The sequence below is a fragment of the Xanthobacter sp. SG618 genome, assembly GCF_012932745.1.
Lineage (GTDB): Bacteria > Pseudomonadota > Alphaproteobacteria > Rhizobiales > Xanthobacteraceae > Xanthobacter > Xanthobacter flavus.
This window is the reverse complement of record NZ_JABBHL010000001.1, coordinates 204,018-223,521: the sequence shown is the minus strand read 5'-3', so window position 1 is coordinate 223,521 and position 19,504 is coordinate 204,018. Positions and strand designations below refer to the sequence as shown.

Below are 19,504 nucleotides of genomic sequence, written 5' to 3'. Positions count from 1 at the left end.
CATCCCCTTGGCCCGGGGCGCTCAGCGGAGGCGTGTCCCGTGCCGTCGGGCTCAAGAGCCATATTGCCGCCCCTTTTGCAAGGCGCCCCTCGGGAACGGCGACAGCGCGGACGGGCTCATGTGGCCGCAAGTCGCATGGTTCCGGGCCGGCAGCGGCGAGAGTGTCCTACACCCTGAAAAGGCGCGGGTCGATCCCCGCGCCGGCCGCTGCCGAGGAGGCGCGACGCATGACGGCAACCGACATCCCCTCCCCTCCCGCATCGCAGGATCCGCGACCCGAGGGCCTCGACGAAGCCGCGGTCCATCGTCTGGTCCACACCTTCTACGCGCGCGTGCAGAAGGACGCCCTGCTCGGCCCCATCTTCGGCGGTCGCATCGCCGACGAGGCCTGGCCGGTCCATCTCGCCAAGATGTGCGACTTCTGGTCCTCGGTGCTGCTGAAGTCCGGCCGCTATGAGGGCCGCCCCCTGCCGCCGCACCTCGCGCTCGGCAGCGATGCGGGCGAACCGCAGTTCGCCCGCTGGCTCGCATTGTTCCGCCCGACCGCCCTCGAGGTGCTGCCGCCCGACGCGGCCCAGCAGGCCATCGCCCATGCCGAGCGGATGGCCTATTCCTTCCGGCTCGCCATCGGCTTCCACAAGGGCGAGGACACCACGCGGATTCTCCCCTAAGGCAACGGCTGAGCGGAAGGCGGAGCGGCGGGCGAACCCGCTTCCCGCCTTCCGGGCGCGCATCAGAGCTGCTTGTCGGTGGTGCTGATGAACTTCATGCCGCTCGTGGCTTCGAGGTTGGAAAGCGCCGCGTCGATGACCGAGAAGATGGTCGCCCGGGCCGACGCCTTGCTCAGGTCAAGCTTGGCCGAGCTTGCAACCTTGAGCTTGGTCATTGCCGACGAGAACGCAGCGCTGGCCTGCGCTGCGGTGTAGAACTGCGCAGGGTTCGTGCCGTTGGAATAGGACAGGGTCTGGGCAACCCGCGAGAAAACGTTGGCCAGCGCGCTCATGTTGAAGACGACGCTGTTGGTCGGCGTCATCTTCAGGGACGGGCTCGTGGTGGGGATCGGGTTGTTGTAGAGCTGGTCCAGATAATAATGCACCTGATACGGGTACTGAACGTAGGTATCCGAGCTTCCCCAGGCCGAAGTGTAGCTGTTCACCGATGTCACGGTGGCAGCCGTCGCCGTGGCGCCGAGAGTGCTGTAGCGGGACACAAGCGGCCCGTAGAAGCCCTGATTGTAGGCGACGTTCAGGATCACATCGAGGAAGCTGTTCGGCAGCGTCGTGAAGTTCTTCAGCGCCGTATCGAAGGCCGGCTCCCACGGGGTGGTCCAGCCCCCCTCGCCCTTTCCGGTGACGTTCAGCGCGACAAGGTCGTTGTAGTGGAAGTACGCGACCAGGGCCGGGCCGTAATATTTGTTATTGAAGGAGGCCGGCGTCGCCTTGGTGTATTGTGTGGCCGCATTGGCCATGGTGAAGCCGATGTTCTTCTGGATCGCCACATAATTTATGAGCGAATGGCCTTTGGGCTGGTAGCTGCCAGAAACCATGTCGGCGGCATAGTTGTTGATCTGGTAGGGACCACCCTGGCCGACGCCCATGACCGCCTGCTGGTTTGCATTCGGATCAATGAGGTCGCTGCTCGACTTGTAGTATTGAGTCGCGATATTTTCCTGCAGCAGCTGCGCGAAGATGGATCCGTAGAGATAATCCTTGTTGTACTGGATGCCAGGAAAGCCCTCATCGATGAGGTGGCCCAGCAGGACGCCGGCGACGATATTCGACATGATCAGGTCGTCGTAATTCCCACCCGTGAGGGTGAGCGAGTCCTGGGCGGTACCGACACCCAGCAGCAGATGGAAATTGATCGTCCCGGTGCTGGCCGTGCTGGGCGGCGGGCCACTGAGGGTGGTGACGGTGACCGGCGCCGATTTGGCCGAAGCGCCGACCGAATCCACGGCTGCAACGGCAAAGCTGTAGGAGGTAAGCGGCGTCAGGCCCGACACCGTCACGCTGGCGCCGGCCGAGGTCGTCGTCAGGCCGCCATTCATGTAAATCTGGTAGCCGGATATGGTGCAGTTCGACACCGTCACCGGGGTCCATGTCAGCGTCGTCGCGTTGCCGGTGGTGCCGGATGCGGCGAGGCCCTTGGGGACCGGCGGCACGGCGGTGCAATTAGAGCAGGATCCGGACTGCGTCCACGGCTGCCCGGTGCCTGGTCCACCGTTGTTGGTGGCGGGGTCCTGATTCTGGGTCCACCAATTGGCGCGATAGATGATGCCGTTTTCGCTGGCCTGCGCGCCGGCCGTGTAGACCGATGACGAGTTCCAGGCTGCGGGGCAGGACTGGGCCCATGCCGATCCTGCAAGCCATGGGGTGAAGGCGGACACCAGTGCGATGGACGTGGCGTGAAGAATCCTCATGGCAGCCCCCAATTTGACAGCCCTTTGGGCGGTACCGGTATAGGGCACTCCACGCTTGTGTCGATAGCTGAAAATGATGCGGCTTAGTAACGCCCGGCGCGACGAAGAGATCTCGCCTTGGATTTATGGCCCATGGCCGCCATTTGCCATTTCGATACCTTCGGACGCTGCAATCTATATGTGCAGCGAGGATCTGGTTGCATTCATGGCCTCGCCGCAACCGTCTTGAGGGTGATTCCACTTTACAATGGCACGCACCTCTGCCGGGGAGCGCTGGAGTTCGTTTTAAACCAGATGAATCCGGCCGATGAGGTACTCAGAACCACCCGCCCCCTCGACGCACATTCTTCCCTTGGGTAAAAGGGGACTAGGGGCAAAAGGCTCACCGTTGTGAGCGCTGACGAGGAAGCCGCCGATTGTCGATTACGATTGCTGCGGTCATTCCACTCTATAATGGAGAGCCGTTCATCGGAGCGGCGCTCCACAGCGTACTGGCCCAGACCCGACCGGCTGATGAAGTGATCGTCGTCAACGACGGCTCCACCGACGAGGGCCCCGCCATCGTCGAGGAGATCGCGCGTCATCATCCCGTGCGCCTGATGCACAAGCCGAACGGCGGGCAGTCATCCGCGCGCAATCTGGCAATCCGCTCGACCACGTGTTCCCACATCGCGCTGCTGGATCAGGACGACGTCTGGTACGAGGATCATCTGGCGGCGCTTCACCAGCCGTTCGTCGACGCCGAGATTCGTCGGCTCGGGCTGGTCTACGGCAACCTCGACCAGATCGACCGCAACGGCCGGCTCATTACCGAGCATTGTCTGGATCAGGTCCCCACGCCGCATCCCAAGCGGTCCCTGATGCAGTGCCTGCAACACGACATGTTCATCCTGCCCGGCGCGTCGCTGGTGGACCGGCAGGCCATGCTCGACGCTGGCCTGTTCGATGAGCGCCTGTCCGGCTACGAGGACGACGACCTGTTCGTCCGCCTCTACTCCATGGGCGTGAAGAGCTGCTATCTCGACAAGTCTGTCACCATGTGGCGCATCTATCCGGAATCCACCTCCTTCAGCGCCCGCATGGCCCGCTCGCGGATGATCTATTTCCATAAGCTCATCGAGGCGCATCCGGATGAACCCCGACTCGGGCTGTTCTGGCGCCGGGACGTGATTGCCCCCCGCTTCACCAGCATCCTGCGCAGCGAGTTCCTGCAGGCCTCCAAGGCCGCCGACTTCGACCGCGCCCTCCGCGCCTGGGACGACCTGAAAACGGTAGCGCCCTACATGAAGAAGAGGGTGCAGATGCGGATCAGGCTTGTGGGTCCCCTGATCGAGGCCACGCTGGCCGGGCCGTTGACCAGCGTCGCCCGCCGGCTGCTGCGGCACGCCCTGCGCTGATCCGCTGCGTTCGCGAAGACGGGGGACAATCCGAAGCGACGCTTGCGTGGTTCAGGCGAACGCCTTAAGAACACGCGCTCGTGAGGCCACGTGGCGGAGTGGTTACGCAGCGGACTGCAAATCCGTGCACCCCGGTTCGATTCCGGGCGTGGCCTCCAGTTTCCCTGAAAGCCAAGTCAGATAGCCAGCTTCCGCCCGGTTCGCGGCGGTGCGCTGCAGCATGCTTTCGGGCCGGAAAGTTGACTTAGCCTCTTGCTGGCAGTTCATGGGGACACCGAAGCGGTCCCGCATCCGGACGCCGCCGGAGATGTACATGAACGCGAAAGCCGCCCAGCGCCACGGGCCTCCTCCCACTTCGGACGAGACCAATGCCGTCCTGCGGCGCCTCCTCCTGTCCGACGGCCGCAAGCACTGGAAGGGCTATGTGCTGGCCTTCGTCTTCATGGGCACCATGGCCGCCTGCACGGCGGGCCTCGCCTATCTGATGAACGATGCCGTCAACGCCATCTTCGTGCACCCCACCCCTGCGGCGGTGTGGGCGGTGTCGGGCATCGTGATGGTGCTTTCCATCATCAAGGGCGCCTCGGCCTACGGGCAGAGCATCACCATGGCCCGCATCGGCAACCGGGTGGTGGCCGACAACCAGAAGCGCGCCTTCGACCGGCTGATGCTTCAGGACGCCGCCTATTTCGGCCATCGCCATACGGCAGAAATCACGACCCGCTTCACCGCAGGCGCCGCGGGCGCGCGTGGCGCGCTGGACCTGATCGTCACCAGCATCGGCCGCGATGCTCTGTCCTTGGTGATGCTGGCCGGCGTCGCCTTCGTGCAGGATCCCTTCCTGGCCGTCATCGCCCTGGTCGTCATGCCGGCGGCGGTGCTGGGCACGCGCAAGCTCATCAAGAAGGCCAAGACCATCTTCACCACCGGCTTCACCTCGGGCGTGAAGCTGTCCTCCATCGTCATGGAGGTGTTCCAGGGCATCCGCACGGTGAAGGCCTACACGCTTGAGCCGGTGATGCGGGAGCGCACCCACAAGTTCATCGATGACGTGGAGATCAACGCCAACCGCCTGGTGCGCACCCAGGCCAAGTCCAGCCCCCTCATGGAGACGCTGGGCGGCCTCGCCATCGGCGGCGTGATTCTCTACGCGGGATATAATGTGATCGAGCTCGGCCGCTCGCCGGGCCAGTTCTTCTCTGTGCTCACCGCCCTGCTGCTGGCCTATGAGCCGGCCAAGCGGCTCTCGCGTCTGCATGTGGAGCTGGTCAGCCACGTCATGGGCGCGCGCATGCTGTTCGACCTGCTCGACGCGCCCGCCCCCGACGCCGACTCCCCCGGCGTCGGTGCCCTGCCCCGCCCCCGCGGACGGGTGGAGTTCAAGGACGTGGTGTTCGCCTATCGCCCCGGCGAGAACGTGTTGCGCAGCCTCGACCTGGTTGCGGAGCCCGGCCGGACGACAGCGCTGGTCGGCCAGTCCGGCGGCGGCAAGACCACCATCATCAACCTGATCGAGCGCTTCTACGATCCCCAGTCCGGCGCCGTGCTGATCGACGACGTGGACACCCGCACCGTCTCGCGCACGTCCGTACGGGCCTCGGTGGCACTGGTGAGCCAGGACGTCTACCTGTTCTCGGGCACCATCCGTGAGAATATCGGCTTCGGCCGGCCGGGCGCCTCGGAAGAGGAGATCGTCGCGGCGGCCAAGGCGGCCCACGCCCATCCCTTCATCATGGGCTTCGAGACCGGCTACGACACGTTCGTGGGCGAGCACGGGGCGCAGCTGTCCGGCGGGCAGCGCCAGCGCATCGCCATCGCCCGCGCCTTCCTGAAGAACGCACCCATCCTGCTCCTCGACGAGGCCACCGCTGCGCTCGACTCCGAATCGGAGGCCGAGGTGCAGAAGGCGCTGGCGGAACTGGCGCACGAGCGCACCACCATCGTCATCGCCCACCGGCTCCAGACCGTGGTGCGCGCCGACCGCATCTGCGTGATCGAGGGCGGCCGCGTGGTGGAGAGCGGCACCCACGACGAGCTGATCGCCCGTCGCGGCCGCTATTATGGATTCTATTTCGCCCAGTTTGCCCACGAGAGCGGAAATGCCGACTTAAGCGTGGACAGCGCGGTGGAGTCCGGCCCGGACGGCGATTTGTTGAGGGCTTGAGAATCCAGCACCGGCGGCACTTTGCGCGCCGGTGCGGCAACTTCCCCCGGAAAAGCGCGTCTTACGGCTTCACAAGCGGCGATGTGGTTGCTATATCGCCGGCCTCGGTCGCGAGACCCACGGTCCCTGATAGCTCAGTTGGTAGAGCGTTCGACTGTTAATCGAATGGTCGCAGGTTCGAGTCCTGCTCAGGGAGCCACTTTTACCTCCACCTCGCCGCCCCTTTCCTGCCAGCCCTTGGCGACTCACGCGCCAGAAGCGCACGAACCGTCGCGCTCTGGCGACCGCGCTCGAAGGCTGTCTTGTGTGGATCGACGGCAGAGGCGTTTCATTCACCCTCTCGGGTGGCCGGCGGGCCCTTGCGCCCCCCGTCCCGAAAATGTAGCAACGAAGCCGTTCGGCGGAATGTCGGAGCATAGCGCAGCCTGGTAGCGCATCTGCTTTGGGAGCAGAGGGTCGCAGGTTCAAATCCTGCTGCTCCGACCACCCTCCGCCGCGGCCTGAGCATCGGCGCTTCACCGCCCGGGCGGATCCACCTTCACGCCGTTGGGGCCGATCTCGATCTGCATGGTGTTCCGGTCGCGCTCATAGGCCTGATAGGCGAACACCCCGCCGACCACGACGAGAATCACGATCACGCCGTAGAGGACATTGCGCGGCATCTTTCTGCTCCTGTTGCTGCTTCGCTGACTGGAGCGGCAACGCCCCCGCTTTCCCGATTGTTCCGCTCGAGCCGGGTCGAGGCTAATCTTCCCGGCCGGTGAGACGACGCCGGTTGAAGGCGACTCACCCGGTTTCCGGGATCGTCTCGGGTATCAGGCTCAGGCGGCAGGGATTGCGCCGCCGGGCGGGATTTTGGGAAAGGATGATTGCGATGGCTTCGGATACGGAGCTCGCCGAGTGGCTCGGCTCGATGCTCAAGGCGGTGGGCACCACGCAGGCCCACACCATGGTGCAGCATTACATCCTGCGGGACATCGTCACCCAGCTCGCCGGGCATCAGGATCGCCCGGACGGCTTCATTGCCGACATGTTCGAGCGCGTGAGCGGGCTCGTCGACCAGTGCGAACTGGCGGGCAAGCCGGACATCGAAGCCGAGATGCGCTGGTACGCGGAGACGTTCTTCACCTCCATCGGCAAGACGCTCGAACCCAAATAGGCACCGGGACCCAGTGAAGCACAAGCGCGGCCCCGCCTCCGCGCGCGAGGGCTCGCCGACCATTCTGCGACGAAGGGGGTCGGCGTTTCGCGTCACGGAGGCGGATCGGCCGCGCCGGCCATGGATGGAGGCCCGGCCTCGCGCAGGGCCAGACCTCCCTTGTGAGGAAGTCTGGCCGCTTCACGCGCTTTATTTGTGCAGCAGCGCGGTCTGCTGGGTCGCTGCAGGCGGGTTCCAGAGCGGAACGATGATGCGGCCCCACAGGCGGGTGTCGTTGCCGCCGTAGTTCTGCTCATAGACGTCGGTGGTCAGATAAGCCTGCAAGATCACAGGGCCAAAGTCATAACCGACGAGGCCGCCGATCGCGAACTGGCTCTGCTTCTGGTAGAAGGGGGTCGGATTGTTCAGGTCGGTGGAGTAATAAGCCACCGGGCCGATTTCGAACTTGCCGAACTTCTTGGTGGCGGTCAGATCGACGTTCAGGAAGTTTGGGTTGATCGTATTGCTCACGCCATTCGCCTGGATGCCCCAGATGGCGTTCGCCGTCAGATTCCAGCCATCCGCCGTATAGCTCAGGGCAAAGCGCTGGTTGAACGAGGTTGAATCGAAGGCCACCCCGGTATTCACGCCCAGATAGAAGCCAGCCATGTAGCTGAAGCCGAAGCCGTTTCCGAGATCCCAGGCGACCTGAGCGGCGAAGAACGGATTGTAGAATCCCGAGGTATAGTCTCCGTTCTGCACACCGACACCGACCACCGGAACAGCAGTCAGAAGCTGAAGCCGTCCGCCGAACAGGAATACGGGCGTCGCCCAGGCCAGAACCGGAATATCCACGCCGACACACGTGCTGTCGGGCGAAGTATTGCGGCAGCCATAATCTGCCGTGTTCACGGCATATACGCCTTCCGGCAACGGTGCGCCGGCCGCCAGACCCACCGTTTCACCTGGCTGGGTCACGGAACCGGCGTGCGCGGGCAGGGATTCGGGCAGCAGAGCCACCGCAGACAAAGCGGCTACGGCCGCCATTCTTGCGAATGTCGTCATTTTTTCCTCCGAAAGGCGGAGCCCATCACCGCCGTCCCAACGGCTGGGCTCTTCGCTGGCGCTTCCTCAGGCGCTAATGCGCCGCTCTCTTTTCGGTCCAAGGCGTCGAGGCCCTGGACGACATCACGGCCCGGCCCGCGAACGGGATCGAGCGTTGTGGACACTTCGGGCAAATGCTCGGAGTGCAGAGGCATCAACTGGGGAATGCTAACGGCAGCGTGTCACGACCTTAGCGGCGCGGGGATGACGCCCAGGCGCCGCTCGGGACCTTCGAGGATGACCGGTATCCCTTGTCCGGGTCCTTGAAGCCGAAGCGGTATCAACGTTAGCCCAATTTAAGGGCATGCAATACTGTTCCGGCGATCCATCCGCCCAAATCAAGCGCAAACGCGTGCGATGTGACGTTCGCGCAACAGTTTTGAACGTTCGCCGGTGCCCGGTTGCGGGCAGGACCTGGCGAGGCAGTAGACATCCGGTCGCAGGCGACGGAAGGTGTGCGCCTCATCGGATTCTGGGGTCCGAACGAATCCGGCATTACGCAAGGTGAGCACGACGCCATGCTCGACATCCACTACCGTGAATACAAGATTCTGCTCCGCCCGCAGCAATTCTACTCGCCCAAGCGTTTTGAGGATTACTGGAACGAAGTGAAGGCGGTTGCCAAGAAGCACGGGGTGGGGGTCGTCACCAACAAGGACGCTTTTCACCGCCAAGTCCGCGAAGTGCTGTTCTATGATACCCCTGATTTCGACCTCTATCGCAATTCCTTCATTCTGAGGAAGCGGACGTTCTACGACGACGGCTGGCCGCGTCCGGAGCATGAACTAGCCCTGAAATACCGCAGCCCGGACCGCCAGAAGGCAACGGCGGTGGAGATGGCCCCGCGCATCACCGGCGCCGTCCAGGTGAAGTTCAAGGAAGAAATTCTTCCCCTCAAGGAAGAACTCGGCGGCATCCGCTCGCTCTATTCGCACAATTGCATCATTACCTCGCTCGGTGCCGTCCTCAGCCCGGCATTGAAGAACATCATGTCCATCTTCCCCTCCATGTCGGCGGTGGATGCGGACGGGGATTCCCAGATCGACCTCGTGAACAGCATGGCGGTGGAAGAAATCCAGGTGGACCCCGGCCACTTCGACTTCGGCCACGGCTATGAGGCGAAGGCGACCATCGCCATCTGGCGCAACCGCGCGTCCGAGCAGTCTTTGGTGGGCGAATTCGCCTTCCAGGCCAAGTTCGACCACTACAGCGAGGTCAACGACAAGGCGAAGCGCCTCTCCGAGGACTTCTTCCGCGACGTGCAGAACATGGCGCCCGAATGGGTGCAGCTCGGCACCACCAAGACCGCGATGGTCTACGGCATCGGCGCCAAGGAAGTCGCCCACTCCGAATAGGGATCACGGCGGGCCCCACCGGCCCGCTCATCTTCACCCTCCCGGCGAAAATCCATGAGCGTCACCAAGCCGCCGATCCCTGCACCATCTCCCGCGCCCGGCGCCCCGCAGGGCGCGCCCGCAACGCAGGTTTCCCTTCTGGAAATCTTCATCACCTTCCTCATCATCGGCGGCATCAGCTTCGGCGGCGGCGTGGTCGCCTATCTGCGCAACGCGCTGGTGGTGGAGAAGGGCTGGCTGGACGAGGAGGAATTCCTCACCGCGCTGGAAATCTCGCAGGCCCTCCCCGGCCTCAACGCCACCAATATGAGCGTCATCGTCGGCGACCGACTGCGTGGCCCGGTGGGCGCGATCGTCGGCTTCCTCGGCATGACGCTGCCGGGCGGCCTGCTCGTGTTCGCGCTCGGCATCTTCTACGTGTCGAACCACGGCAATCCCGCCATGCACGCGATCCTCGCCGGCATCGGCGCTGCCGCCGTGGGGCTGCTGGCGGCGGTGACGGTGCAGATCGGCCACAAGCAGCTGGAGCACCTGCGCGAGATCCTGCTCATCCTCATCACCGTGGTGCTGGTGAGCTTCCTCCACGTCTCGCTGGTTCTGGTGCTGCTGACCGTGCTGCCCCTGGCCCTCTTCATCTACCGTCCGGGCCGTGGAGAGGTGGACGAGCCATGAACAATCCGCACACCGACCTCAGCGTCCTCGGCGTCTTCTCGCTCCTGTCGCTCCTCGCCATCGGCGGCGGCACGGCGGTGCTGCCGGAGATGAAGGCGCTGACCATCGATGCCCACCACTGGCTCACCGATAGCCAGTTCCGCGACATCTACAGCCTCGGGCAGGTGGCGCCGGGCCCCAACATGCTGATGGTGATCGTCATCGGCTATCACGTCGCCGGCACGCCGGGGGCGCTCCTCGCCTTCACCGGCTTCTTCCTGCCGGCGTCGGTGCTGGCGCTCGGCTCGTCCCGCCTGTGGAATCATTTCGACGGCTCGCCCTGGCGGCTCGCCTTGCAGATGGCTCTGGCGCCCATCGTCGTCGGACTGATGGCCGCCGGCACCGTCGCCGTGGCACGAACGGCCATTACCGGAACCGAGACGACGCTGATCGCCGTCGCCGTGTTCGTCCTCGTCTATTTCGGCCCGAAGATCATCGGGGCGAAGGTCAACCCGGCCTTCTACATCTTCGCCGGCGGGCTGCTAGGCTACCTGACGCTGACCTAGGGGCGCAGCCCTATTTCGCCGGGAACATGGGGTGGGCGATCCGGTCGCCCGCCTTGATGCCGAGCCGCCGGGCCTCGCCGCCGCCGATCTCCAGCACCGCCCGCACCGGCTCGCCGGAGGAAATGGTCTCGGTGGAGAGCGGGGTGGTCATGGCGGCGATGCGGGCGATGCTGCCATCGGCGCGGATGAACACCATGTCCAGCGGGATGAGCGTGTTCTTCATCCACATATAGACCGGCTGGTCCACCTTGAAATCGAACAGCATCCCGCCCTGCTCGGGCAGCGACTTGCGGCACATGAGGCCCTGGGTGCGCTGATCGTTGGTGCGCGCGACCTCCACCTGGAAGGCCAGCACGCCCTTGGCGGTGACGATCTCCAGCGGGTCGAGCACCGGCTTGGGATCGATCTTGATCTGCGCGCACTCGGCCTCAGCCGCATGGGCGACACCCGGAAGCCCGACCAGAGGAAGCGCGAGCGCGAGCGCAAACTTGGCCGCCAGGGCGGCCCGCGACGGAATGTGACGCATCAGTTGTTCCCGCTGGGGCCGTCGGCCTTCACTTCCGCGGCCATCAGGCCCTTGGAGCCGTCGCCATACCGCACCAGCACACTCTGGCCAGGGCGCAATTCGGTGAGGCCGTGACGGCGGAGGGTTTCCATATGAACGAAGATGTCGGGCGTGCCGTCGCCCTGGGTGAGGAAGCCGAAGCCTCGCAGCCGATTGAACCATTTCACCGTCGCCCGCTCGAAACCGCTGGTCGGCTCCACCACGGTGCGAGTGCGGGGCTCGGGCGGCGTGGTGTGGACGGCGGTGGACAGATCGAGGGAGAGCACGCGGAAGGCCTGCCGCCCCTTGGCGCGCTGGATGGCCTCGCACACCACGCGGGCGCCTTCCATGGCGGTCTGGAAGCCGTCGCGGCGCAGGCATGTCACATGAACGAGGACGTCGGGGCCTCCGTCGTCCGGCACGATGAATCCGTAGCCTTTCGACGCATCGAACCATTTGATGGAGCCGGTGACTTCGACGAGCCCGGCGGGCTCCTCGGTCCCCTCCTCCGAGCCGGCGGTCCGTGGCCCCAGCCCCAGTGCGTCAGACCCCATGACCACCCCGAAACTAACGCGCGGCGGCGCACCCGTTGCCGCGGAGATGGTAGGATAGCAACTGAATGGCGCAACGCCCACCCTCTTCGCGCGCCTTCGTCACCCGTCACCGGCAAAGGGCGCGAGGACGTCCCCGATCTCGGCGCGGACCACCAGATCGGCCACCTCGTCGAATTCCGTGGGCTCCCGGTTGAGGATGATGAGCCGAGCCCCCTTCTGCCGCGCCTTGAGCGGAAATCCCGCCGCCGGAAACACCACCAGCGATGAGCCGATGACGATGAACAGGTCGCTCACCTTGGTCAGCGCATCGGCCCGCGCCATCTCCCGCTCGGGCATAGCCTGGCCGAAGGAGATGGTCGCCGCCTTCACCGGCCCGTCGCAGGCCGGGCAATCGGGCGCGATGCCCCCGGCGGCATCGAAGCGATCCTTCACCCAGGCGAGCTCGTAGCGCGCGCCGCAATCGAGGCAGGTGGCATAGGTGCCGTTGCCGTGCAGTTCCACCAGCGCGTCATCAGGCACCCCGGAGGCCTGGTGCAGGCCGTCGATGTTCTGGGTGATGACGCCGGCGAGCCTTCCGTGCCCCAGAAGCCGGGCGAGCGCCCTGTGGCCGCGGCCGGGCTGCGCGCCGGCGAACGCCTCCTCCATGGCGAACTTGCGCCGCCACGCCTCGTTACGCGCAGCCTTGTGGGCCACGAACACGTCGAAGGGGATGGGCTTGTTCTGCGTCCACAATCCGCCAGGCGAACGGAAATCCGGGATGCCGCATTCGGTGGAGATGCCCGCTCCGGTAAAGGCGACCGCGCGCGCCGACCCGTCCAGAAGTTCGCGGAGGCGCTGCTGCGCCCCCTTGAGATCGCCTTCATAGATCATACGTCACCTGCTACTTCACTCCGGCCGGCCCGCCGGCTTGCGCCCCACATACGGACGAGATCCCCGATGCGCTTTCTGCACACCATGGTCCGCGTGACCGACATCGACCAGTCGCTGGACTTCTACTGCAACAAGCTGGGGCTCAAGGAGGTGCGCCGCAAGGAGGTGCCGCAGGGCCGCTACACCCTCGTCTTCCTCGCCCCTCCCGGCCAGGAGAACGTGGCCGAGATCGAGCTGACCTACAATTGGGACAAGGAGCCCTATGGCGAGGGCCGCAATTTTGGCCACCTCGCCTTCGAGGTCGAGGATATCTACGGCCTGTGCGAGCGCCTGATGGCCTCCGGCGTCACCATCAATCGCCCGCCCCGCGACGGCTACATGGCGTTCGTGCGCTCCCCCGACAATGTCTCCGTGGAGCTGCTGCAGAAGGGCGGCCCCAAGCCCCCGGCCGAGCCGTGGGCCTCCATGCCCAACACCGGCAAATGGTGAGCGCCTGACGCACCCCGGGTGAGCCGCCGCAACCTCCCGCCGGCGGCCACCTGCCCCCAGGCCGCGCCTTTCGCCCATGGGGCGGGAGCGCGCGGCTTTGGATAATTCCGTCACAGGCTTGCAGCCACGCCGCCCGCCCCCTATAAGGGCGCCCACTCCGGTGGCCAACACCCCGGAGCGGCCGCGCGCCCTTCGTCTATCGGTTAGGACGCCACCCTTTCACGGTGGAGAGAGGGGTTCGACTCCCCTAGGGCGCGCCAGCTTCGTACTCCCGGCGAACGCTATCCCTCAGTCCTGATCCCCACGACTCAGCTTTGATCCTCAGCATCCCTTGCCGGTCGCTGCTTCGCGCCTTGCGTTTCGGACATGACGCAAGGTGTCCCCCATTTGCGGTATGCGGATGATCCCGCGCGGGGTGACAGTCAAGACAGATCAGAGAGCGCCCGTTCGTTCAAAAGGGTCTTTTGGACAAGAGCGGTTTGCCTGTCTGCTTCCTCTTGCAAGCAGTGCTCCGGATTCGCGCCCGAAATGGCAGCGAGGGATGTGATCCATGTTATCCAAATCGATCCAGATCACGGCGACAGCAACCTCGATACTTCTGGTCCTCCTCATTGGGTGTCCCAGGGCGGATGCTCAGGTGGGCGAAAACTGTCGGAATACCTCCGAAGGTCGCGTCTGCGAGATCACCCAGCCCCTCGTGAACGGCGACCCGCTCGATGAGGCGACCCGCAAGGCGCGGGGGCTCGTGATCGTCAACGGCGGATGCAGCGGCATTCTGCTGAACCGCTACTGGGTTCTCACCGCTCGCCACTGCATTACAAACGAGCCAGCCGGTGCGACCGCTGGCGTCGATATCGGCTCGCCGGCCTTTCCAGCCAATCAGGTCACGATTACGGCCGCCTGGGATCCAACGCTGAGCGCGCAGGCGTCCGACTATTACGAGTTCGCCGCCAACCGGAACCTGGCCACCGGCGCCCTGCCCGCCCGCGACATCGTGATGGTCTATCTCGGCCTCGGCGATCTCGGCCCGGTGGCAGGAATACTGCCCTATATCGCTGAGCCGGACGGCACGGCGCCGGATCGCTGGACAGGCGTCCGACTTCAGACAACGGACCACATCATCCAGAACGGACAGGGCTTCGGCACATTTGCGAGCGGCGCCTTTCTCTCCAATGGGCAAGCGGACCCGCGCAATCCGCCGCAGCAGGCAACCGGCCTTGGAACGTACCGCAGCGGCCAGTTCACCCCCTCCGACATCAGCGCGAACGGATACACGCTGACCCTGAACTCGGCCGCTCAGGTCGGACAGGGCGGCGACAGCGGCGGCCCCACCCTGGTCGGGCGGCGCGACGGTCGCGGGCTTGCGGTGGCCGGCGTGCAGTCCACCTGCAGCGCGACGGGCTACGTGCCGAACGCACCACTCCCGGCCGGCGCGTCCAATCCGGGCTGGGCCTGGGCGACGGGCATCTCCGGCTGCCAATACGTCTCGGTGGAGCCGCTGGTGCGCGAAATTGGCGAGGCCATGATGCGCGCGCCCGTCTGCAAGACTGACGCGGAATGCGCGTCCACGACCCTGCCGCTCATCCTCGACTACGTCCTCGCCGATGCCGCGCCGGCGGCCACCGCGAGCCTGACCTCCATCACCCGCTATCTCACCAGCGACGAGTAATCCTGAACCAGGGAGAAACCGAAATGACGACCCATGCAAACGTCTGGGGCTGCGCGATTGTGCTCGCCTGCAGCTTCGGCCTCGGCCAGTCCGCGGGCGCTCAACAACTGACCGTGACGGCAGGAACTGTTCTCAATGTCTTCGCGGACCCGTCCGATTTCGTCGTGGAAATGGACAAAGCCGGCCGTTGCGGCTCGAAGTATTTCCATATCCAACGCGCCAAGGCCAATTTCAAGGAAGTCACCGCGGTGATGCTGACGGCCTTCACCGCGGGCAAGACCTTCACGGGTTTCATCGAAGGCTGCGCCGGTGACCGAAACATCCTAAGCCACGGCGAGGTCTCGCGCTGACCACGGATCGCGAGACGCTTCAGGCCGGAGCGTGGCTCCGGCCTTCCCTCACACCTTCACCCGAAACGGCGTGAAGTCCGTGCCCACGTCATAGACGTCCACCCCCTCGCGCCGCTTCATGAAGCCGACGATCTTGTAGGTGACGGGAGTGAGCACGGCTTCCCAGCCCACCTTGAGCAGGTAGTTCGAGACCATCACCGTCAGCACGAGGTGGGTGTCCCACACGCCGAGGAAGGCGAGCGGGTAGAATATGAGGCTGTCCACTGCCTGCCCGACGATGGTGGAGCCGATGGTGCGGGTCCACAGCATCCGGCCGCGGGTGAGCACCTTCATCCAGGCCAGCACGAAGGCGTTGGCGAACTCGCCGCACCAGAAGGCGAGGATGGAGGCGAAGAAGATGCGGGGAGTCTGGCCGAACACGCTGGTGATGGCGTCCTGCCCCGTCCAGCCCGGCGCGGGCGGGATGGCGACGACGATGGCCGTCATCAGCGCCGCATAGACGGACGCGGCGAAGCCCACCCACACGATGCGCCGCGCGCGGGCATAGCCGTAGACCTCCGTCAGCACGTCGCCGAGCACGTAGGACAGGGGAAAGAACAGCACCGCCGAGCCGAACACGAACGGCCCGATGAAAGGCAGTTCCACCACCGACACCTTGGCGGCGCCGACGAGGTTCGAGCAGATCAGGATGACCGCGAAGGCAACCATGCAATAATCGTAATAGCGCAGGCGCTTGCCTTCGAGGGCGCGCGCCTCCACCGGCGTGATGCCGGCGCGGGTCTCGACGCCATCGACGCCGAAGGGGGTGTTGTCGGAAAGCATGTGGGGCAGCCTCGATGCTGCACCGCATTAAACCGCAAAGCGCCGCGCAAGCCCAGCTCCCGCTTGGGAAGGCCCACCGCGACGGCTCAGCGCGAGAAGGTCGCCACCAGCTCCGCATGGGCGGAATAGCGGAACTGGTCCACCGGCACCACGCTTTCCAGCCTCATGCCACCCGCGACGAGGAGCGCCGCATCCCGGGCGAAGGTGGCGGCGTTGCAGGAGACATAGACAAGGCGCGGGAGCCGCGAGACCGCAAGCTCGCGCGCCTGTGCCTCCGCGCCCTGCCGCGGCGGATCGATCACCACGGCATCGAAGGCGGCAAGCTCGGCCGCCATCAGCGGGCGGCGGAAGAGGTCGCGTGCCTCGCCATCTACTCCCTTCAGGCCCGGCGTGTGGCCGGCCTTGAGCAAGGCGGCGAGCGCACCCGCATGGTTTTCGGCGGCGAACACGCGGGCGGTCTCAGCGAGGCGCAGCGCGAAGGTACCGACCCCGGCGAACAGATCCGCCACCTTGCGGGCACCGACCATGCCCGCCGCGACATGATCCGCCAGCACGCGCTCGCCCTCGGCCGTCGCCTGGAGGAAGGCAGCCGGTGGCAGGTCCACCCGGGCCCGGCCCATGGCGAGGCGCGGCGGCTCGCGCTGGATGACGAGTTCGCCATGGCGCGTCAGCCGGGCGAGGCGGAAGCGGTCGGCGATCACCGCAAGGTCGGTGAGGAGCGCGGGCGGCAGGGGGCCGGAGCCGCGCACGTCCATATCCAGCCCGGTGTCGGTGGCGATGAGCTGGAGATCGAGCGGCTTCTTCAGCGGCGCCAGCGCCTCGGCCACCGCACGGGCGGCCGGGAGCGCCTGGTCGAGGCCCGGCGCCAGCACGGGGCAGGCGTCGATGGCCACCATGGCGTGGGACTTGCGCTCGGCAAAGCCGACCACGGTTCGCGCCCCATACTGACGGGCGTGGAAGATCACCCGCCGCCGGCCCGCTCCATGGGCATCGATGGTCGGGGCCACGTCCGCCTCGATCCCCTCGCGGGCAAGCGCATCCACCACCATCTGCCGCTTCCAGGCGAGATAGGGCGCGCTCTCCCAATGCTGGAGCAGGCAGCCGCCGCACCGGCCGAAATGGGGGCATTCGGGCTCCACCCGCTCAGGGCTCGGCTCGATGATGGCATCGAGGCGGATGCGCTCGCCATCGACCTCCCCGCGCACCAGCTCCCCGGCGAGGGTGAGGGGCGCGAACAGGGGGCCGGAGGGGCCGCGGACGATGCCATCGCCCTGCGCGCCCATGCGCTCGATGCGGAACTCGGTCACGGTCGGATCGCCCCCACGAGATATTCCTGATTGCCGTCGCCACCGGCGATGGGCGACGGGATGCGGCCGATGAGGCGCCAGCCCAGCGCCGCAATCTCCTGCTCCACCTTGGCGCAGACCTCCTCCCGCACCGCCGCGTCGCGCACCACGCCCTTGCGGACGAAGGCGCGCCCCGCCTCGAACTGCGGCTTCACCAGCGCGACGAGCCGCGCGCCGGGCGCCGCGAGCGCGAGCGCGGCCGGCAGCACCAGCGCGAGCGGGATGAAGCTGACGTCGATGACGATGAGATCGAAACCGCCCGGCACCACGGCGTGATCGAAGGTGCGGATGTCCGTTTCCTCGAACAGTCGGACGCGCGGATCGTCCCTGAGCCGGGCGTGGAACTGGTCGCGCCCCACATCCACCGCATGCACCCGGCGCGCGCCCCGGCGCAGCAGCACCTCGGTGAAGCCGCCGGTGGAGGAGCCGACGTCCAGCGCCTCGGCTCCGGCCGGATCAATGGCGAAGGCGTCGAGGCCCGCCGCGAGCTTGAGCGCGCCGCGCGACACATAGTCGTGGACATCCTCCGCCTCGATGCGCGCGGCGACGTCGATCTCCGCGGAGGCCTTGGCCACCACGACCCCATCCACCTTCACCAGTCCGGCGGCAAGCGCGGCCTGGGCGCGGGCGCGGCTGTCGAACAGGCCGCGCTCGACCAGCAGGCGGTCGAGCCGCATGCGCCGGCCGGCGTCCTGTTGGCCGTCAGGGGCCGGATGGGAATGGGATTTCAACATTTTTTGCCGCAGGGCTCCCTGCCCGATGTCGCGGGCGGCCGGGGGCCGTGATATGCGATGGCTGCGGGGGACGCAAACACCAGTCGACAGTTGCGATTCGGAAACCGGAGGCGCTTTGCCGGGTTTCCGATCCTGTCGAGCATGCGGCGAGGGGCGAGGCCCGGTGGCGATGGGTGGATGGTTCTACGGCCGGTGCGCGATCCTGGCGATCGTTGCGGCATGTGTGCTCGCACCAACTGCGGGCGAGGCTGCGCCCAAATCGTCCGGCAAGTCCGGCGGGAAATCCGATTCCAAGACCGACGCCAAGTCGGACCCCCGGGTCTGGATGGTTGTCAAGGTCGACGAAACTTACGTGCTGCGCTTCGGCCTGCCCCGCACTGCAGATCCGGTGTTCGCCGTCTCCTGCCAGCCTGGCGCGCAGTTGATCCAGTTCACCGCGGAAGTGGCTTCGGGCAAGGTGAAGGCCGGCGACGGCGTCGCCCTTTCCCTCGCGGCGGGCAAGCGGCGACTGGAGCTGGCGGCGTCGGCCTTCCGGGGCTCAGCCGAGGGCAAGGTGGTGGTGGAAGCGGCTGTTGCGCTGGACGGCCGCGTTCTCGACCTCTTCTCGGACGCGGACACTCTCGTCGTGCGTCTGCCCGGAGCCACTGAGACCTATCCGCTCGCCGGAGCCAAGGCCAAGCTGCCGGACTTCCGCCGGGTCTGTCTCACCGCCATGCCCGTGCCGTCCGACCGCAGGTAACTTTACGGCAGGCTGGCATCTTTCCCTTTTGGATCGAGCCGGTATGATCCGCCGCCGCAAAAGGGACCCTGACATGCTCCGTTCCGTTCTCGCCGCCACCGCCGCCCTGGTTGTCGTCTCGGCCCCCGCCATCGCCGCGCCCGCGCAGGAGAAGCCGGCGGAGAAGATGGTCTGGCACATCCAGGACAGCGAAGACACCGCCGCTTTGGTGTACGGCGTGCCCGACAGCGACAAGGCCGCGATCTTCTTCCTCTGCCAGAAGGACGGGTCCGCCATCACCGTCCAGTCCATGATCGGCTCGAAGGATCTGGCGCGCGGCGCCCAGACCGCCATCGTGCTGAGCGCCGGCAGCATGAAGAAGAGCTACCCCGGCAAGGCGGTGGCCATGGAGGAAGGCGACGCGGTGAATGTGGAGGCGCCGGCCCAGATGACCGACGTCAAGGCGCTCACCAAGGCCTCCGGCACCCTCACCATCGAAGTGAAGGGCGCCAAGCAGGCCATCTCCCTCTCCGGCATCGGCCCGGCCATCACCAAGTTCGAGACCGCCTGCAAGCCCAAGAGCTGAGAGGCCCTCGGGAAGCCGGCGGCCTGAA

Annotated in this window: 21 protein-coding genes and 4 tRNA genes; 16 read left to right on the top strand and 9 right to left on the bottom strand. The window is 65.9% G+C overall.

Features of this window, described 5'->3' with window-relative positions:
• Positions 1-227 precede the first annotated feature (227 nt).
• Positions 228-671 (top strand): group III truncated hemoglobin, encoded by a 444-nt coding sequence (locus tag FHT36_RS01120; RefSeq protein WP_169120347.1) that lies wholly within the window; start codon positions 228-230, stop codon positions 669-671.
• A 62-nt stretch (positions 672-733) separates the two neighbouring features.
• Here the strand turns inward: FHT36_RS01120 and FHT36_RS01115 are convergent, their stop codons facing one another.
• The gene (locus FHT36_RS01115) at positions 734-2,419 is read right to left on the bottom strand and encodes a fibronectin type III domain-containing protein (RefSeq protein ID WP_169120345.1); all 1,686 of its coding nucleotides are present in this window, start codon (positions 2,417-2,419) and stop codon (positions 734-736) included.
• A 416-nt stretch (positions 2,420-2,835) separates the two neighbouring features.
• On the opposite strand from FHT36_RS01115, the gene FHT36_RS01110 reads away from it, so the two are divergent.
• From FHT36_RS01110 to FHT36_RS01090, 5 genes are all read left to right on the top strand, one after another.
• Complete coding sequence (locus tag FHT36_RS01110) at positions 2,836-3,816, top strand: glycosyltransferase family A protein (protein ID WP_169120343.1); 981 nt, start codon at positions 2,836-2,838, stop codon at positions 3,814-3,816.
• 84 nt (positions 3,817-3,900) lie between these two features.
• Positions 3,901-3,974 (top strand) — tRNA-Cys (locus FHT36_RS01105).
• Between the two features lie 155 nt (positions 3,975-4,129).
• Positions 4,130-5,980: an ABC transporter ATP-binding protein gene (locus FHT36_RS01100; RefSeq protein ID WP_169120341.1), complete on the top strand. Its 1,851-nt coding sequence runs from the start codon at positions 4,130-4,132 to the stop codon at positions 5,978-5,980.
• 123 nt (positions 5,981-6,103) lie between these two features.
• Positions 6,104-6,179, top strand: a tRNA-Asn gene (locus FHT36_RS01095).
• A gap of 210 nt (positions 6,180-6,389) precedes the next feature.
• A tRNA-Pro gene (locus tag FHT36_RS01090) sits at positions 6,390-6,466 on the top strand.
• Between the two features lie 29 nt (positions 6,467-6,495).
• Here the strand turns inward: FHT36_RS01090 and FHT36_RS01085 are convergent.
• Positions 6,496-6,642 carry a hypothetical protein gene (locus tag FHT36_RS01085; protein WP_169120339.1) on the bottom strand — a complete coding sequence of 49 codons (147 nt, stop codon included), beginning with the start codon at positions 6,640-6,642 and terminating at the stop codon, positions 6,496-6,498.
• 212 nt (positions 6,643-6,854) lie between these two features.
• On the opposite strand from FHT36_RS01085, the gene FHT36_RS01080 reads away from it, so the two are divergent.
• Entirely contained in the window at positions 6,855-7,139 is a 285-nt protein-coding gene (locus FHT36_RS01080) for a hypothetical protein (RefSeq protein ID WP_169120337.1), read from the top strand.
• Between the two features lie 189 nt (positions 7,140-7,328).
• On the opposite strand, the gene FHT36_RS01075 is transcribed toward FHT36_RS01080, so the two are convergent.
• On the bottom strand, positions 7,329-8,183 hold the full coding sequence (locus tag FHT36_RS01075; protein WP_169120335.1) for a transporter: 855 nt from the start codon (positions 8,181-8,183) through the stop codon (positions 7,329-7,331).
• 557 nt (positions 8,184-8,740) lie between these two features.
• Between FHT36_RS01075 and FHT36_RS01070 the strand changes: the two genes are divergently transcribed.
• The 3 genes from FHT36_RS01070 to FHT36_RS01060 are packed head-to-tail and all read left to right on the top strand — an operon-like array spanning position 8,741 to position 10,794.
• Positions 8,741-9,577 carry a hypothetical protein gene (locus tag FHT36_RS01070; RefSeq protein WP_169120333.1) on the top strand — a complete coding sequence of 279 codons (837 nt, stop codon included), beginning with the start codon at positions 8,741-8,743 and terminating at the stop codon, positions 9,575-9,577.
• A 54-nt stretch (positions 9,578-9,631) separates the two neighbouring features.
• Positions 9,632-10,249, top strand: a complete 618-nt coding sequence (locus tag FHT36_RS01065; RefSeq protein WP_169120331.1) for a chromate transporter — start codon at positions 9,632-9,634, stop codon at positions 10,247-10,249.
• Positions 10,246-10,794 (top strand): chromate transporter, encoded by a 549-nt coding sequence (locus FHT36_RS01060; protein WP_169120329.1) that lies wholly within the window; start codon positions 10,246-10,248, stop codon positions 10,792-10,794. Before FHT36_RS01065 ends, FHT36_RS01060 begins: the two co-directional genes overlap by 4 nt.
• 10 nt (positions 10,795-10,804) lie before the next feature.
• Here the strand turns inward: FHT36_RS01060 and FHT36_RS01055 are convergent, their stop codons facing one another.
• The 3 genes from FHT36_RS01055 to FHT36_RS01045 all read right to left on the bottom strand — a co-directional run bounded on the left by FHT36_RS01055 (position 10,805) and on the right by FHT36_RS01045 (position 12,762).
• The gene (locus FHT36_RS01055) at positions 10,805-11,320 is read right to left on the bottom strand and encodes a DUF192 domain-containing protein (RefSeq protein WP_169120327.1); all 516 of its coding nucleotides are present in this window, start codon (positions 11,318-11,320) and stop codon (positions 10,805-10,807) included.
• Positions 11,320-11,892: a cold-shock protein gene (locus FHT36_RS01050; RefSeq protein ID WP_246701969.1), complete on the bottom strand. Its 573-nt coding sequence runs from the start codon at positions 11,890-11,892 to the stop codon at positions 11,320-11,322. The genes FHT36_RS01055 and FHT36_RS01050 overlap by 1 nt, the downstream gene beginning before the upstream one ends.
• A 99-nt stretch (positions 11,893-11,991) precedes the next feature.
• Positions 11,992-12,762 (bottom strand): Sir2 family NAD-dependent protein deacetylase, encoded by a 771-nt coding sequence (locus FHT36_RS01045; RefSeq protein WP_169120325.1) that lies wholly within the window; start codon positions 12,760-12,762, stop codon positions 11,992-11,994.
• 66 nt (positions 12,763-12,828) lie between these two features.
• Here FHT36_RS01045 and FHT36_RS01040 point away from each other — a divergent pair, with 66 nt between their 5' ends.
• The 4 genes from FHT36_RS01040 (at position 12,829) to FHT36_RS01025 (ending at position 15,270) form a co-directional block, all read left to right on the top strand.
• Entirely contained in the window at positions 12,829-13,251 is a 423-nt protein-coding gene (locus tag FHT36_RS01040) for a VOC family protein (protein ID WP_024278979.1), read from the top strand.
• Between the two features lie 185 nt (positions 13,252-13,436).
• A tRNA-Glu gene (locus FHT36_RS01035) sits at positions 13,437-13,511 on the top strand.
• Between the two features lie 377 nt (positions 13,512-13,888).
• Positions 13,889-14,920 carry a trypsin-like serine protease gene (locus FHT36_RS01030; protein ID WP_169120323.1) on the top strand — a complete coding sequence of 344 codons (1,032 nt, stop codon included), beginning with the start codon at positions 13,889-13,891 and terminating at the stop codon, positions 14,918-14,920.
• Between the two features lie 23 nt (positions 14,921-14,943).
• Entirely contained in the window at positions 14,944-15,270 is a 327-nt protein-coding gene (locus tag FHT36_RS01025) for a hypothetical protein (protein ID WP_169120321.1), read from the top strand.
• 48 nt (positions 15,271-15,318) lie between these two features.
• On the opposite strand, the gene FHT36_RS01020 is transcribed toward FHT36_RS01025, so the two are convergent.
• From FHT36_RS01020 to FHT36_RS01010, 3 genes are all read right to left on the bottom strand, one after another.
• Positions 15,319-16,092 (bottom strand): queuosine precursor transporter, encoded by a 774-nt coding sequence (locus tag FHT36_RS01020; RefSeq protein WP_169120319.1) that lies wholly within the window; start codon positions 16,090-16,092, stop codon positions 15,319-15,321.
• 86 nt (positions 16,093-16,178) lie between these two features.
• A complete protein-coding gene (locus tag FHT36_RS01015; RefSeq protein ID WP_348644361.1) occupies positions 16,179-17,399 on the bottom strand; it encodes an RNA methyltransferase in 1,221 nt (406 codons plus the stop codon).
• Positions 17,396-18,115, bottom strand: a complete 720-nt coding sequence (locus tag FHT36_RS01010) for a TlyA family RNA methyltransferase (protein WP_246701967.1) — start codon at positions 18,113-18,115, stop codon at positions 17,396-17,398. The genes FHT36_RS01015 and FHT36_RS01010 overlap by 4 nt, the downstream gene beginning before the upstream one ends.
• A 226-nt stretch (positions 18,116-18,341) precedes the next feature.
• Here FHT36_RS01010 and FHT36_RS01005 point away from each other — a divergent pair, with 226 nt between their 5' ends.
• Complete coding sequence (locus FHT36_RS01005) at positions 18,342-18,911, top strand: hypothetical protein (RefSeq protein ID WP_169120315.1); 570 nt, start codon at positions 18,342-18,344, stop codon at positions 18,909-18,911.
• Positions 18,912-18,984: 73 nt separating this feature from the next.
• Positions 18,985-19,476, top strand: coding sequence for a hypothetical protein (locus tag FHT36_RS01000; protein WP_169120313.1), 492 nt, complete (start codon positions 18,985-18,987; stop codon positions 19,474-19,476).
• Positions 19,477-19,504 lie beyond the last annotated feature (28 nt).

Bases quoted from the DNA above. Each gene is read 5' to 3' on its own strand.
- FHT36_RS01120 (WP_169120347.1), top strand. From the start codon at position 228: ATGACGGCAACCGACATCCCCTCCCCTCCCGCATCGCAGGATCCGCGA.
- FHT36_RS01115 (WP_169120345.1), bottom strand. From the start codon at position 2,419: ATGAGGATTCTTCACGCCACGTCCATCGCACTGGTGTCCGCCTTCACC.
- FHT36_RS01100 (WP_169120341.1), top strand. From the start codon at position 4,130: ATGAACGCGAAAGCCGCCCAGCGCCACGGGCCTCCTCCCACTTCGGAC.
- FHT36_RS01085 (WP_169120339.1), bottom strand. From the start codon at position 6,642: ATGCCGCGCAATGTCCTCTACGGCGTGATCGTGATTCTCGTCGTGGTC.
- FHT36_RS01080 (WP_169120337.1), top strand. From the start codon at position 6,855: ATGGCTTCGGATACGGAGCTCGCCGAGTGGCTCGGCTCGATGCTCAAG.
- FHT36_RS01075 (WP_169120335.1), bottom strand. From the start codon at position 8,183: ATGACGACATTCGCAAGAATGGCGGCCGTAGCCGCTTTGTCTGCGGTG.
- FHT36_RS01070 (WP_169120333.1), top strand. From the start codon at position 8,741: ATGCTCGACATCCACTACCGTGAATACAAGATTCTGCTCCGCCCGCAG.
- FHT36_RS01065 (WP_169120331.1), top strand. From the start codon at position 9,632: ATGAGCGTCACCAAGCCGCCGATCCCTGCACCATCTCCCGCGCCCGGC.
- FHT36_RS01060 (WP_169120329.1), top strand. From the start codon at position 10,246: ATGAACAATCCGCACACCGACCTCAGCGTCCTCGGCGTCTTCTCGCTC.
- FHT36_RS01055 (WP_169120327.1), bottom strand. From the start codon at position 11,320: ATGCGTCACATTCCGTCGCGGGCCGCCCTGGCGGCCAAGTTTGCGCTC.
- FHT36_RS01050 (WP_246701969.1), bottom strand. From the start codon at position 11,892: ATGGGGTCTGACGCACTGGGGCTGGGGCCACGGACCGCCGGCTCGGAG.
- FHT36_RS01045 (WP_169120325.1), bottom strand. From the start codon at position 12,762: ATGATCTATGAAGGCGATCTCAAGGGGGCGCAGCAGCGCCTCCGCGAA.
- FHT36_RS01040 (WP_024278979.1), top strand. From the start codon at position 12,829: ATGCGCTTTCTGCACACCATGGTCCGCGTGACCGACATCGACCAGTCG.
- FHT36_RS01025 (WP_169120321.1), top strand. From the start codon at position 14,944: ATGACGACCCATGCAAACGTCTGGGGCTGCGCGATTGTGCTCGCCTGC.
- FHT36_RS01020 (WP_169120319.1), bottom strand. From the start codon at position 16,092: ATGCTTTCCGACAACACCCCCTTCGGCGTCGATGGCGTCGAGACCCGC.
- FHT36_RS01010 (WP_246701967.1), bottom strand. From the start codon at position 18,115: ATGCGGCTCGACCGCCTGCTGGTCGAGCGCGGCCTGTTCGACAGCCGC.
- FHT36_RS01005 (WP_169120315.1), top strand. From the start codon at position 18,342: ATGGGTGGATGGTTCTACGGCCGGTGCGCGATCCTGGCGATCGTTGCG.
- FHT36_RS01000 (WP_169120313.1), top strand. From the start codon at position 18,985: ATGCTCCGTTCCGTTCTCGCCGCCACCGCCGCCCTGGTTGTCGTCTCG.